Raw genomic sequence first — 14,389 nt, forward strand, 5'->3', positions numbered from 1 at the left:
AAATAACGAAGCCTCCGGCATCCTGTGCCGGGGGCTTCATTTAGGTTTGCCTGCGGTATTTGTGCCAAAGTGTAAGCTCCAGGGCGATAATGCAGATGAGCAGCCAAAATATGCCGACTGAAATGCCTGCAACTACATCTGTAAAGTAATGAACGTCCAGGAACATCCGGCTGACAGCGACAAGCAGGGCAGCGAGCGTCAGCAGTATGCCGAGCATCCACTTCCACACAGTGGCCAGTGTACTTCGTATAACAAGATAGGCAAGAAATCCGTAAAAAGTAATGGCTCCAGTAGCGTGGCCACTCGGGAAGCTGTATCCGGTACCGTCATAGGCGGCGAGCACTTCCGGGCGCTCTCTTGAGAAGAAATTTTTGAAAGCAGTTGTGATAATGCTGATGCCAATCATATTTACGGCAAAATAAACTGCATGCCATCTGCTGAAGGATGAAAAAAACAACAGATATACTGTGATAGCAGCGGCACCGATTGTCAGCCAGGTAACTGAACCGCCTTCCGTAATAATGCCCATTATGGACTGCAGAAGATTGGTATTGAGCGCTGATACAATATTTTGGGCTGTTCGGTCGACCATAAATGTTTCCTGTTCGAGTACTTCTTCACCCATATCGAGAAATAAAAAAGCTGTCGTAAACAGTGCGAGCAGACCGGCAATGATAAGTATCCAGGAACTTTTTGGAACATCGGACAGTTGAAGACCTTTGAAAGACAATGACATTTGCTCCCTTGATTTGTTTTTAGACCTATTCCCTTGAGGATGATGGTATTAAACAAAAAACCAGGCTGCGCGAGGGCAGCCTGGAGCGTATTGGGTAGTGCCGGTTAAACCTTCGTGTTTGGTTTCCGGTCTTCCTGTTCTTTTTCCATTTCGGGTTTGCCTGTTTCGCCCATGCCGCGCATAAAAGCAATGCCGAGCGAAAGCGTGTGGTTTACTTCCGGATCCCGGAGGAGCTTTAACAATTGGAAAATGTTCACGGTTTGTTTTTCCTGTTCTTTCTCCTCTTCGAGTTTTGCTACACGCTCAAGTCCTTTGTTTAATTTCAACAGGAGCGGCTGCATGCTTTCAATATCGAGCTTTCCGGCTTCGCCGGCGAGAAGAAGCATGTTTTTAATCATGTTAGTGCTTCCTTCAGTATTCATCGCGTTTACCGCTACGTTTAATACCTTATCGCCTTCGCTTAGAAGTCCATTTGCCATATCAAGCAGGCCGGACTCATCAAGAAGGTTCGCAGTGCGCATCATCTTTTCAAGGCTTTCTTTGTTATCAAGCAGCTGGGACTGGAGTTCTTCCATGTCCCGCTGTTTGATTTCTTCTTCGGAGAATTTCAGCTTCTCAATATGAGTTATGCGCTCAGCCATTAGCGGTTCTCCTTTCTCACCATGTCGCCAGGGAAGATGTAGTCATTACGTTTCCATTTCCGTTCAACTTCCACGCCGTTCTGAGGGTTAGGATTTCCGTATCGGAAATTGTTTTTCGGCATCGGTGCTTCCCCGTCTGTACTGAGTATTTCCATGAATACCTGCGTTTCTTTGTAGGCCGGTGTATCCGTATCCTTATCAGCTTCGCTGCTCGTAAGTCGGTTAATGGCTGATTCACCGGAATTGTTCATTGGAATGTAAAGCTGTTTTTCTTTCACACGGTCAGTAACAAGCGCCTGGATGCGTACAGCCCCGTACGGCGATTTCAAGCGAACAAGGGCGCCGCTTTCGAGTCCGCGTTCTTCGGCGAGTTCCGGAGAAATTTCCACGAAATTGTCCGGGGTTTTCAGCGTGATTCCTTCCGTTTTGTACGTCATATTGCCTTCGTGGAAGTGCTCAAGCATCCGTCCGTTGTTCACGTGCAGGTCGTACTGCTCGCCGAAGGTTTGCGGTTCGGTCCAGTGCACCGGATAGAATCTTGCTTTTCCGTTCGGGAACTGGAAGCGGGATTCGTAAAGAAGCGGCTCATCCTTGCCTTCTTTGGTTACAGGCCATACGAGAGAGTTATATCCTTCAAGCCGTTCGTAGGATACTCCTTCGAAAAACGGGGAGAGTGAAGCAGCTTCTGCCATAATTTCAGACGGGTGGCTGTAGTTCCAGTCTGCGCCCATCCGGTTAGCCACAAGCTGAAGAATTTCCCAGTCCGGCTTAGAGTTACCGAGTGGATCAAGCGCCTTGTATAAACGCTGGAAGCGGCGCTCGGTGTTTACAAACGTGCCGTCTTTTTCGAGACTTGGGCTTGCAGGAAGTACAACGTCCGCAAACTTGGCGGTTTCGGATAAGAAGATATCCTGTACTACGAAGAAGTCGAGCTTCTCGAAGCCCTGCTGTACGTAGTTAATGTTGGAGTCTACAAGCGCCATTTCCTCGCCTTTCAAATAGAGGCTGCGGAGGCGGCCTTCGTGCATCGCATCGACCATCTCATGGTTGGTCATGCCGACTTCACTGGAAAGCTCTGTGTTCCAGCCCTGCTCAAACTTCCGGCGGACGTTTTCGTCTTCCACGGATTGGTAGCCTGGAAGAAGATTCGGTGCGCTTCCGAAGTCTGTTGCGCCCTGAACGTTATTATGTCCGCGAAGCGGGTAGGAGCCGGTTCCGTGACGGCCGTAGTTGCCGGAGACAAGCAGGAGGTTCGATATTGCCGTACTTGTATCCGCGCCGCCGGAGTGCTGGGTAACACCCATCGCCCACAGGGCACAGGTAGTATCTGCTTCGTGAATGCTTTCGGCAATGCCAATCAATTCCTCACGGGAGAGCCCGGTCTGCTCTACAGCGTAATCGATGGTGTACATTTCGAGTTCTTTCACAAAGTCATCGTAGTAATCCACGCGTTCATTAATAAACTCTGTGTCTTCCCAGCCCTGGTCGATAATGTATTTTGCTACTGCGTTCAGCCATACAAGGTCCGAGCCTGGTTTCGGCTGGATAAACATGTCCGAGCGTTCCGCCATTTCATGTTTTCTGATGTCGGAGACGATCAGCTTCTGGTTGCGCAGCTTATGGGAGCTTTTAATCCGTGTGGCAAGAACCGGGTGGGATTCAGATGTGTTTGTCCCGACGGTAATAATAAGCTCTGCGTTTTTAATGTCTTCTATCGTGCCGGTGTCCCCGCCGTAGCCTACTGTGCGGAAAAGGCCCTGGGTAGCAGGAGTCTGGCAGTACCGGGAACAGTTATCAATGTTGTTTGTGCCCATAACGGAGCGGGAGAGCTTCTGCATAAGATAGGACTCTTCGTTTGTTGTCTTGGAAGAGCTGATAAATGCAAGAGCGTCGTTGCCGCTTTCTTCTTTAATGGAAGTGAAGTTCTTCTGAATAACATCTAAAGCATGCTCCCACGTAGTTTCGACAAACTGGCCGTTTTCACGGACGAGCGGATTCTGAAGGCGTTCTTCGCTGTTTACAAAATCCCAGCCGAATTTGCCCTTTACACAGGTGGAAATGCCGTTTGCAGGTGCTTCTGCCTGAGGCTCAATTTTAAGGATTTCACGGTCCTTCGTCCAGACATCAAAGCTGCAGCCAACTCCGCAATAAGTACAAACTGTTTTCGTTTTTTCAATACGGTCGTCGCGCATTTTGGATTCCATGTTGGAGAGAGCCAGAATTGAGCTGTAGCCGGTTTCAACGTCCTTGGTGATATCGATCATCGGACGAAGAGTATCTTCTTTGATCCCGGTCATGTAGCCGGCTTCGCCTTCCATATTTGTTTCGATTAAAGCGTTACATGGACAGACGGTGGAACAGTGGCCACAGGATACACAGGAGGATTCGCCGATAGGAACATCGTTATCCCAGATAACACGGGGGCGTTCACGTTCCCAGTCAATGGAAAGGGTTTCGGTCACCTGGACATCCTGACAGGCTTCCACACAGCGTCCGCAGAGAATGCACTGATCCGGGTCATACCGGTAGTGAGGGTTAGTATAATCTTTTTCATACGGCTTAGTTTCAAAGGGAACGCTCTGGTGTTCGACACGCATTGCTTCCACTGTATTATGAATTTCACAGCCGCCATTATTGTAATCGCAGACGGTACAGTACAGCTCGTGATTATGCAAAATCCGGTCCATCGCAATTTTTTGTGCCTGATCAACGTCAGGGGTGAGGGTTTCGATGACATCATCTTCTTTAAATTCGGTGGAACAGGCACGGACAATTTCTCCGTTTACCTTCACCATACAGGTGTCACAGGTTTCAATTGCGCCTAGGCTCGGGTGATAACAAACATTTGGGACTTCCTCATTGGTGCCGCGCGTGTAGTCGAGGATTGTAGAGTCATCCGATACTTTGCGCTCGGTGCCATTCATCGTTACTCGAATAATCGACAAAATAATCATCCTTCCATTTTGGAAATAAAGTTGGACTAAAGGAATAAAAAAGTAGTGGACGGTAGATGAATGCAGCACTCGCTTATGTAATAGTCAAGGGAGTGCACCTTTATTCTAGGGATTACAGAGGAAAATGTAAAAAATAATAAAGATATACTCCCACACTTCCACGAAATTAGAAATTTAAAACAATATTTTAATAATTATCGGCCGCCCTGTTGACCCGTGTGGCATTTGTGATTAAATCAAAACTAGATTATAATGCTTTTGGATAGTAAATATGTGAATAATACTTAATTAAAGGACACTGATAAACATGAGGCCAACAGAAAACGAAAAGGATATCGCAAGCTTTGCCGGCAAACTGCTTCGGGAGAGATTCGGCAAAGGCCCGGAAGCCGCGCATGTGGTAATGCAGGGACCGTTCATCACCATTTACCTGCGGCATTTCCTGAGCCCAATGGAGCGGGTCATTCTCGAGCAGGAGGGCGAACAGGCTGTTTTCCGTCTGCGTGAAAGTATGATGCACAAAATTGTTCCGGAAATTAACGGATACGTGCAGTCGGTCACCGGCCAGGTGTATAAAAACTTTTACCACGACAGCGATTTTAATAAAGAATCGAGTATATTTGTCGGAATCGACGAGAATGCATATGACGGCGAAAATCCGTTTAAAGAATATGCGGGTAAAAAGAAGCTTGAAGAGCGTGTAAGGCAGGTTACTGCAGAGGCAGAAAAGGAACCCGACAAAGTCTTTTCAGGAATGCTGAATAATAAGACTGTTCTCGTGATCCGGGAAGGGCTGCTGATTAACATTGAAAAAGAGTTAGTACAGCAAGGATATGAAGAGCAGCTGAAGGTAACTAAACGCAAGCTGGAAAAACGACTGTTAATAGAAGGGAAGTCGTTTACCTCCATTGCCGGGATGAACATTGCTGAAGTGTTTGTTGACTGGGACTTTGAACGGGACCGCAGCGTCATTGTCTTTATTATGAGCGGGTCGGGCTAGAGGCAGGGTGCTCCTCCAGCCAGCCAGCCTTCTTTATCAGCCGGCGTATGCCTGAAAACAGTGGACACAGTAAGAGTAGTTCTTTTGAGTGAGTGGCTGCAGGGCAGCTTCTTCCAGCAGGCTTTCCCAGTCCGAGGGCCTGCTGTTGCTCATACAGCGGTCATTAACAAATACCGATTTGTGAATCTTTTGACCGTCGTGATCAATTAAAAATTTCATAAATTAAAAGGATGCTCCTTTCACAAAACAAATAAAAAAAGCCAAAAAGATAAACAGGAGGCAGGTACCTCGTGTCTCTTTTTGGCTTATGGGAAATAGCGCCATTGTCTATCCATTTCCACCGTTTATTTAATTGCTCTTAAGTAATTGCTTCGTATGTACACCCTAAAGGATATGGCGTTTAATTGCAACCATGATAAAAACAGGCAGCAATGCTATTCGCTGGCCGGTGTATCGACTAATCCGGTGAAACGCAGACGGAAAGACGTTTCGTCTTCATCAATATAGCCCCAGGCAATACGATCTTTTTTCCAAAAGATTTTAAATTGGTTACGGTCAACAATTTCAAAGCTGTCGCACTCTGAGATGATTCCAAGCATCTCCAGTTCACGGCAGATTCTCTTTGTCTCTGATAAATACCACATATTCTCCCAGCGAGGGTGCTCAAAACGGCTTGTTATTTCTGCAATAACTTCAATAGAGCCATTCTGGAGAACACGGTACCGGCCGAAGGAAGCTGCTTGATATTCCATGTATTTCTCCCCATTCGTTTTTCTTTTATTATGCATGAAAAACTAGGTAATTTCTACTTTTAAAAAACTCCCGGCCTCGGCCGGGAGTAAAAAGTTTTGGAGAGAAAGTGATGGTAGAATTAAATTTTTGAATTAGAGAAAAGCTGTTTTATTTCCATTTCATGACGACCTTCAGTTTGTTCTGCTCAAAGTAGTAGGAGTCTATTTTTCCATAAGGAACTTTTTTCATAGGCTCAAATACTTCCAGGTGAAAACCTGCCTGCTGCTCTTGAGCAGAGAAATAAGGCGGGCGGTCGAAGATTTCCCTGAATACGTCGTCCGCTTCTAAAGGGGAAATGGATTTTAACGTGAAGTAAAGGGTCCGCTCTGAAGCGTGGGAAGGTTCCAGCAGCATACTGAAGCGGCTCTGGCTGCTGTCATTTTTAACGCCTTCAATACGCAGGACCTGGTCCTGGATATGAACGGCGGAAATATCCACATTGTCCATTTTTTTAACCTGAAGTACCTTCAAAAACATTTTTTCCGTTACTGGAATGGTTACTCCGTTTTCTTTTGCGTCGGTCACTCGTTTTTTAATAGATGAAAAAAGACTCACTATTGATTTCCTCCTCATAAATTGGCTACTTATACACATTCCCGGATAAGCCTGTGAAGGAACGTCTTTTTTAGTTCGGAATAGATTTTTATTCGCTTAATTAAAAAATAAATTTCAGTATAGAAATGGAAGCAGCCGTCCTTAAGGATCTTTGTCCGCTTAATAAAGTTTATTGATTAAACAAACAAAGAATGTTAATGTGGTTTGTGATCGCTTACATAGAGGAAGGAGGGAAGAGTAGCACGTCTACTCAAGTATATGAATTCTAAACGAACGATGTATGTAGTATTAGTTACCATGGTAGCTACACTTGGCGGCTTATTGTTTGGTTATGATACGGCCGTGATTTCCGGAGCGGAGGGGTCACTGCAGACCTATTTCGCTGAAAGCCTGAATCTGAGTCCGTTTATTCACGGAATTACCGTTTCAAGCGCACTTATCGGTTGTATTATCGGGGGTTTGATTTCAGGTTTTTTGGCAAATCGTATTGGAAGAAAATTCACGTTAGTTATAGCAGCGGTTTTGTTTCTTCTTTCCGCATTGGGTTCAGCCTACCCGGAGCTGTTATTCTTTACTGCCGGGGAGCCTTCGATCGCTCTCTTAGTTGTATTTAATATTTACCGTATTATCGGCGGTATCGGAGTGGGGCTGGCCTCAGCGGTTGCGCCGATGTATATTGGTGAAATGGCTCCACCCAATATTCGCGGGAGGCTTGTCTCCCTCAACCAGTTTGCGATTATTTTCGGTCAGTTTGTCGTATACTTTGTCAACTGGGGGATTGCCCGCGGACAAACAGCGGAATGGGTGGATGCTCTCGGCTGGAGGTATATGTTTGCTTCGGAAGCGATTCCAGCTGCTTTGTTTTTACTGTTCATGCTAACAGTGCCGGAGACGCCGCGTTATTTGGTTTCCAAAAACCGGGACGACAAAGCCATGAAGATTTTATCCAGGATCTATGATCAGACGATGGCTAAGGCTACATTCTATGAAATTAATCAGTCATTTGATAAAAGAAAAGAAAAATTGTTCGCCTACGGAAAGCTGATTATTATTATTGGTATTCTCCTGTCGATTTTTCAGCAGTTTGTCGGCATTAACGTTGCGCTGTATTATGCCCCGAGAATATTTGAAAGCATGGGAGCGGCAAGGGACGCTTCGTTATTCCAGACCATTATTATGGGGGCCGTCAATTTAATATTTACAGTCATTGCTATCATGACAGTAGACAAATTCGGTCGTAAGCCACTGCTGATTATCGGCTCTATTGGAATGACCATAGGCATGTTTGGTGTTTCGGCTCTCGCTTTTACCGGCACAATTGGTATAGCGACGCTTGTATTTATTATCATCTATACGGCTTCCTTTATGATGTCGTGGGGACCAGTGGTATGGGTGCTTTTATCCGAAATATTCCCGAACAAAATCCGCGGTCAGGCTCTCGCTATTGCGGTGGCAGCCCAGTGGGCAGCTAACTATTTTATTTCTTCCACGTATCCAGCCATGATTGAGTTCAGCGGTGGATTAACGTACGGATTTTACGGTCTCATGAGCATATTGTCTGCTTTGTTCGTATGGAAATTTGTCCCTGAAACGAAAGGGAAAACGCTTGAAGAGATAGAGATGGGATTAAAAAAGTAAGAGTATAAAAAAAGAGGCCCGGCTGCCATTAGTGCAGTCCGGGCCTTCTGTATTTTATGCTTCGTTTTCTTCTTTAGGAACATAATGAAAGTATTCAAAATCTGCAGGCTTGGAAGAAAAACTGTCCTGGCACTGCATACCGACAAAAGCGCCTGTAAAAAAGCCATCGCCCTGGATATGGTCATCCGATAGTTTAGCGGCAGGAAAAGAAATATCCACCGCAGTCCAAGTGTTCCCATCAAAAGAATAGGAGAACCAGTACTTGTCCATACGGACAGAGACTTTAAGATAAATCGTTTCTACATTGCGATCAATTTCAATATCGCTGTCTCCAAGCGGCGTGTCAAACTGATAATGGTCATTAGCTAGAAGGGTTAAAATCCTTCCTTTACTTTCATCGTGGGTAATGTAAAAATAAACCCAGTTTTGCGTATTGTAATAGCAGACCATGCCTGCGGACTGCTGAAAATGATCCGGATCAAACTGAACGGCGGTTTCAGCATCAAAATAAAAGTGCTGCCACCTTCTTGCGACAAATGCCTGGGTGAATTTGGACGTCAGGGAGTCTTTACCGTACAGCCGCAAATAGCCTGGGCGGTCTTTAAACGATAACGTATTTTCTTCTAAAGGGATCCGCAGTGTCTGGAAGCTCTTATCCAAATTACCGGTGTTAAAATGACTGTAAACAGGAGACGCTGATTGCTGTGGCTCCTCCGAAAGACCAGGGCCCTCCACGTATAGCGAAGGTTCATTGCCGCCGGCTATGTAAGGCCATTCTTTTTCCCAATAAACCTTTTGAATGGCGGTTTCTCTTCCGAGAGGGCAGAAGCCCCGCGGATCCAATAAAGGTTTTTGTGCCTCTTTTAACGGCCGGCCGGTCAGGTGTACAAAATACCATTCGCCGTTCTGTGTTTCTACAAGAGAGCCGTGCCCCGCTTTCTGCAGAGGGTTTCTCGGATAGGGCCAGGACGTAATAAACGGGTTTTCCGGGTGGACCTCGTAAGGGCCGAATAGTGATTTGGACCGTGCAATGGTAGCTGCGTGGTCAAAGGTAGTGCCGCCTTCTGCTGTAAGCAGATAATACCATCCATTAACTTTATATATATGTGGTCCCTCGGTCAGCTTGATATCTGTACCGGTGAAAATAATCTGCCGCTCACCGATCAGCTTTTCTGCTTCAGCGTCGTATTCCTGCAGAGCAATACCGTAAAAGCGGTGATTGCCCGGCCGGTAATCCCAGACCATATTCAGCAGGTATTTTCTGCCGTCGTCGTCATGATAGAGGGAAGGATCAAAGCCGGAGCTGTTCAAATACACAGGGTCGCTCCATTCACCGTCAATCGTATCGCAGGTGACGAGGTAATTATGGCCGTCCTTCCAGATGCCGTCGATTTGTTTAATATCTGAATAAATAAGCCAGAACTGATTATCGTGCCAGGAAAGAGCGGGCGCCCAGACGCCGCCTGAGTCCGGATTACCAGCCATATTCAGCTGGGAGGTCCGCTCGAGAGGATGTTTGACGACTTCCCAGTTTTTTAAATCCTTTGAGTGATGAATCTGCACCCCGGGGAACCATTCAAACGTGGAAGTAGCAATATAATAATTCTCTCCAGCCCTGCAAATACTCGGGTCAGGGTTAAAACCAGCCAAAATTGGGTTAGTAATTTGATCATTCACGAAAGTAGCCTCCTTAAATTGGTAACGCTTTCAAAATAGATTGTATAAGCAATAAACTAAATATAACTTAATTCCTGATTCTGCTCAACTATCAATTTGTTTTAAAGCGAAAAAGTGGATGAAAACATAAATTATTGCGAATAGATACCCATAACTTTGTTTAATTAAAAAACTATATAATAACCAAAAGAAAATATATGCTATTATGTACGTAAACCGAACAAAATTGAGACGTAGGAGAAGATAATATGCGCACGGGAGACCAAACTCTGGTAAAGCAAATAAATAAATCAATTGTGCTGACGACCGTTCAGCAGAAAAGCCCAATTTCGAGGGCGCAGATTTCTAAAGATACCGGACTGAATAAAGCTACAGTTTCAAGTCTGATAGCCGACCTGCTGGAGGGCAGACTTGTGGAGGAGATGGGGGCAGGGCTTTCCAATGGAGGAAGAAAGCCGACGATGCTGTTTTTTAATAATAAAGCCGGCTATGCTATTGGAATTGATCTTGGAGTAAATTATGTTCTCGGTATACTGACAGATCTGCAGGGAGCGATCGTTGCTAAAATTAATGAACCGCTGATTTCCATTGATGAAGGGGCTGTGTTTAATAAGGTGGAGGAAGTCATTGAGGACCTTACGGAACAGGCGCCGAAAAGTGCCTATGGGATAGTGGGAATCGGTGTAGGTGTGCCGGGGCTGATCGATAACGAAGGGACCATTTTGTTCGCCCCAAACCTGGAGTGGAAAAATGTGCATTTAAAACAGCATCTGGAGAGAAAATACGAACTGCCGGTATTCATTGAAAATGAAGCAAAGGCTGGTTCGCACGGGGAAAAACGTTACGGAGCCGGCCAGGGCGTTTCGAACTTTATCTATGTAAGTATTGGTATCGGTGTCGGCGCCGGGATTTTTATTAATGACCAATTATACAAAGGCGGCAGCGGTATCTCAGGCGAAGTCGGTCACTTCACCATTGAACCAAATGGAAGGAAATGCCGGTGCGGCAATAAAGGCTGCTGGGAGCTGTACAGCTCAGAAGGCGCTCTGGTGGAAAAGACAGCCCATCTCTTTTCAGACCGGGAAGAAGTAACGACCGAATGCCTGATCGCAAAGGCAAAGGAAAGAAACCTGGAAGTGCTGAACGCTTTTGACCAGGTAGGGGAATATATTGGTATTGGACTTACGAATATTATCAACATATTCAACCCGGAAAAAATTATTATAGGCAACCGTTTTGCAGAATTGGAGCAGTGGCTTCGCAACCCTATCGAAAGAGTGTTTCAGCAGCGGCTTCACGAGGAATTCCGGGACTCTTTCACGTTATCCTTTTCCGAAAACAGCATTTATTCATGCGCGCTGGGCTCTGCGGCTTTTTCAATTGAAACATTTTTTTCAACCAGCAAAGTCACAGTTGTATAAGCATGGAAAGGAGTTTGTCCGATAATGAACAGTAAAATTTATCAAGCGCTTACATGGGTGATGAATTTTGCCTATGTGCAGGTGCTCTGGGTGTTTTTTACGCTGATGGGCGCTGTAGTCGCAGGCGTATTTCCGGCTACAAATGCTTTGTTTGCAGTAGTGCGGAAATGGGTGAGCGGAGAAAGGGATCTGCCGGTTTTTTCTTATTTCTGGAAGGTATATAAGCAGGAATTTATTCAGTCCAATAAACTTGGGGCGGTAGTCCTTTTTTTACTTGTGCTTGTTTTTCTCGATATTCAGTTCATAGCGGCAAGCGATACGCTGAACTGGCTGCACATACCGCTATTTGTTTATATCCTTTTTGTATTTGTTTTTCTTTTGTATCTGTTTCCATCGTTTGCTCATTTTGACGATAAACTAAGGAATGTTTTAAAAAATGCATTTTTTATTATGCTGACTAATCCCGGTCACTTATTCTTTTTAACGTTAAGCTTGTGTCTTCTGGGGGTTATTTTTTACATGGTGCCGGCACTCGGATTCATATTTGGCATAAGCGCCACGGCGTTTGTTGCTACCGTGGTTAATAAAAATATTTTCAGAAAAATTATAAAAACTTAGTTTGTTTACTGGACAAATGATGTAGGGGGTGTTACCTTAATATTAAGAAAAGGGGGAGGAAATTATGAAAAAGATGAAAGCGGTTACGTTTCTGGCGGCAGGTTGTGCAACAGCGATGGTAATGACAGGCTGTAACTCGGAATCTTCAGGCTCTGGCGACGGCGGCGGGGACGGGGAGCAAAAAACGATTGAATTTATGCACTTATGGCCAGAGGGAAGCTCAAAGGACCATTACGATATTGTAAACGACATCATAGCTGATTATGAAGAGCAGAATCCGGATACTACGGTGGAACTCGAGGTGCTGAGTAATGAGCAGTACAAGGAAAAGCTGCAGGTAACTTCTACATCGGGTGAACTGCCGGATGTGGGCATGACATGGCCGGGCGGTTTCCTTGAGCCTTACGTTGACGGTGAAATGTTTGCGCCGCTCGATGATGTGCTTGATGAGGACGGCCTGCGTGATTCATACGTGGAAGGTACTACGGAAGCGTATGAAATGGACGGAAGTACTTATGGACTGCCGCTCGAACTGAACGTAGCCCAGGTTTTCTATAACAGTGCGATATTTGATGAATACAATTTAGAAGAACCAGAAACATACGAAGAGCTTGAAGAAATTGTAAGCACGCTTCAGGAAAACGACGTGGCTCCGATTGCGCTGGGCAACCAGGATCGTTGGACCGGCTCACTCTGGTACATGTATATGGCAGACCGGCTTGGTGAAGACAATCTATTAGACCAGGCAATCAATGGAGAAGCATCCTTTACGGAAGAACCATTGGTAAATGCGGCGGAAAAAACACAGAACCTGGCTTCAAGCGGAGCTTTCACTCAAGGATTTAACGGCCTTTCCGACCAGGAAGCAAAAAGCATGTTTATGAGTGAACAGGCAGCAATGTATTTAATTGCTACATGGGATCTTCCGAACTATACAACGGATGAAAGTGTTTCGCAGGATTTCCGGGATGCAGTTGACTATTTCGACTTCCCAACAGTAGAAGGTAAAGGCAATCAGAACAGCTATGTAGGCGGACCTGGCGTAGGGCTGTTTGTTTCTGAAGAGTCTGACGTAAAAGAAGAGTCTAAAGATTTTGTTAAGTACTTCTCTGAAGAGTGGGGCGAAAAATCCGTCAGTGATGCGGGCGTTATTCCAGCTACGAAAGTAAATACGGATAACGTGGACCTTCCTGATATGTACCTCGAAGTACTCGAAGATTTAAACAATGCTGACAACCTGACGTTGTTTGCGGATGTACAGATGAGCCCGGATGTTGCCGAAACTCACCTGACAGCCATTCAATCATTATTCGGTGAAGAAATTACGCCGGAGGAATTTGCTGAAATGCATGACGAAGCAATAGAAGAAGACGAGTAAATAAAAAAATGAATAAAGGGCATTCCTTCAGGGTTTGCCCTTTATATCATTCATGAATGCATTATGGACGTAAATGCAGAGCTTGGGGGCAAGTGAAATGAATAAAGTTATGTCGAATAAACTCATGATTACGCTTTACATATTCCCAGCTTTATTTCTCATTGCCGTACTTATTATAGTTCCACTCATACTGACTGGCTATTACGGCCTCATGGACTGGAACGGTATCGGGTCAATGACTTTTATTGGCATGGAAAACTACATCAATGCCATTCAGGACGGGGATTTTTGGGACAGTGCATGGCACTCTCTGCTGCTGGCTTTATTTTCAACCTTAAGCCTGGTGGTTTACCTGGCTGTATCCATGATTTTGGCTTCCAAAATCAAAGGTGCGGATTTATTAAGAAAAATTTATTTGATTCCGATGCTTTTGTCATCTGTCGCGATCGCACAGCTGTGGATTAAAGTGTACAACCCGGCAAACGGAATCCTGAATACGATTCTCCGCGGTATTGGCATTGAAAATCCGCCGTCGTGGCTGGCGAACCCGGATGTCGTGCTGTACGCCATATTCATACCGATTCTCTGGCAGTACGCAGGCTTTTATATCCTTATATACTATGCTGCATTGAAAAATATTCCGGAATCCTTGATTGAATCAGCAAGAATTGACGGAGCGAACCCAATGCAGATTGCCTACAAAATTAAGCTTCCTTTAATCATGGGTGTAGTAAAAGTAACCATTGTCCTGGCCATCGTCGGGTCGCTGAAATATTTCGATCTGATCTACGTAATGACCGGCGGGGGACCGAGTGGTTCGAGTGAAGTAATGGCATCGTACATGTATGATCTTGCTTTTAGTACGAATAACTTCGGTTACGGCAGTGCCATCGGCTTTTTACTGCTGATTATCACACTCGTCGTTACGGTTATCATCAGAAAATTAACTGCATCCAAAGAAGATATTCAGTACTAGTTG

At 45.3% G+C, this 14,389-nt stretch carries 13 protein-coding genes; 6 read left to right on the top strand and 7 right to left on the bottom strand.

What is annotated here, in order from left to right:
• Positions 1-40 precede the first annotated feature (40 nt).
• The 3 genes from ACTRXF_RS00095 to fdhF all read right to left on the bottom strand — a co-directional run bounded on the left by ACTRXF_RS00095 (position 41) and on the right by fdhF (position 4,331).
• Positions 41-730: a phosphatase PAP2 family protein gene (locus ACTRXF_RS00095; RefSeq protein ID WP_474277085.1), complete on the bottom strand. Its 690-nt coding sequence runs from the start codon at positions 728-730 to the stop codon at positions 41-43.
• A 110-nt stretch (positions 731-840) separates the two neighbouring features.
• A complete protein-coding gene (locus ACTRXF_RS00100) occupies positions 841-1,377 on the bottom strand; it encodes a helical membrane plugin domain-containing protein (protein WP_474262646.1) in 537 nt (178 codons plus the stop codon).
• Positions 1,377-4,331, bottom strand: a complete 2,955-nt coding sequence (gene fdhF, locus ACTRXF_RS00105) for a formate dehydrogenase subunit alpha (protein ID WP_474277087.1) — start codon at positions 4,329-4,331, stop codon at positions 1,377-1,379. Before fdhF ends, ACTRXF_RS00100 begins: the two co-directional genes overlap by 1 nt.
• Positions 4,332-4,638: 307 nt before the next feature.
• On the opposite strand from fdhF, the gene ACTRXF_RS00110 reads away from it, so the two are divergent.
• The gene (locus tag ACTRXF_RS00110) at positions 4,639-5,331 is read left to right on the top strand and encodes a Na-translocating system protein MpsC family protein (RefSeq protein WP_474277089.1); all 693 of its coding nucleotides are present in this window, start codon (positions 4,639-4,641) and stop codon (positions 5,329-5,331) included.
• A gap of 36 nt (positions 5,332-5,367) precedes the next feature.
• Here the strand turns inward: ACTRXF_RS00110 and ACTRXF_RS00115 are convergent, their stop codons facing one another.
• From ACTRXF_RS00115 to ACTRXF_RS00125, 3 genes are all read right to left on the bottom strand, one after another.
• Entirely contained in the window at positions 5,368-5,550 is a 183-nt protein-coding gene (locus ACTRXF_RS00115; protein WP_474277091.1) for a hypothetical protein, read from the bottom strand.
• Positions 5,551-5,765: 215 nt separating this feature from the next.
• On the bottom strand, positions 5,766-6,083 hold the full coding sequence (locus ACTRXF_RS00120) for a hypothetical protein (protein WP_474262638.1): 318 nt from the start codon (positions 6,081-6,083) through the stop codon (positions 5,766-5,768).
• Between the two features lie 148 nt (positions 6,084-6,231).
• The gene (locus ACTRXF_RS00125) at positions 6,232-6,678 is read right to left on the bottom strand and encodes a hypothetical protein (protein WP_091610069.1); all 447 of its coding nucleotides are present in this window, start codon (positions 6,676-6,678) and stop codon (positions 6,232-6,234) included.
• 258 nt (positions 6,679-6,936) lie between these two features.
• Here ACTRXF_RS00125 and xylE point away from each other — a divergent pair, with 258 nt between their 5' ends.
• The gene (gene xylE, locus ACTRXF_RS00130; RefSeq protein ID WP_474262636.1) at positions 6,937-8,316 is read left to right on the top strand and encodes a D-xylose transporter XylE; all 1,380 of its coding nucleotides are present in this window, start codon (positions 6,937-6,939) and stop codon (positions 8,314-8,316) included.
• A 54-nt stretch (positions 8,317-8,370) separates the two neighbouring features.
• Here the strand turns inward: xylE and ACTRXF_RS00135 are convergent, their stop codons facing one another.
• Positions 8,371-9,993 (bottom strand): glycoside hydrolase family 43 protein, encoded by a 1,623-nt coding sequence (locus ACTRXF_RS00135; RefSeq protein WP_474277093.1) that lies wholly within the window; start codon positions 9,991-9,993, stop codon positions 8,371-8,373.
• 248 nt (positions 9,994-10,241) lie between these two features.
• On the opposite strand from ACTRXF_RS00135, the gene ACTRXF_RS00140 reads away from it, so the two are divergent.
• From ACTRXF_RS00140 to ACTRXF_RS00155, 4 genes are all read left to right on the top strand, one after another.
• Positions 10,242-11,414 (top strand): ROK family protein, encoded by a 1,173-nt coding sequence (locus ACTRXF_RS00140; protein ID WP_474277095.1) that lies wholly within the window; start codon positions 10,242-10,244, stop codon positions 11,412-11,414.
• 24 nt (positions 11,415-11,438) lie between these two features.
• Positions 11,439-12,032: a YesL family protein gene (locus tag ACTRXF_RS00145; protein ID WP_474277097.1), complete on the top strand. Its 594-nt coding sequence runs from the start codon at positions 11,439-11,441 to the stop codon at positions 12,030-12,032.
• Positions 12,033-12,096: 64 nt separating this feature from the next.
• Entirely contained in the window at positions 12,097-13,410 is a 1,314-nt protein-coding gene (locus tag ACTRXF_RS00150) for an extracellular solute-binding protein (RefSeq protein ID WP_474262628.1), read from the top strand.
• A gap of 97 nt (positions 13,411-13,507) precedes the next feature.
• The gene (locus ACTRXF_RS00155; protein ID WP_474262626.1) at positions 13,508-14,386 is read left to right on the top strand and encodes a carbohydrate ABC transporter permease; all 879 of its coding nucleotides are present in this window, start codon (positions 13,508-13,510) and stop codon (positions 14,384-14,386) included.
• The last annotated feature ends 3 nt before the right edge of the window (positions 14,387-14,389 follow it).

It is taken from the genome of Marinococcus sp. LNHM3E3-2.2, from assembly GCF_056034385.1.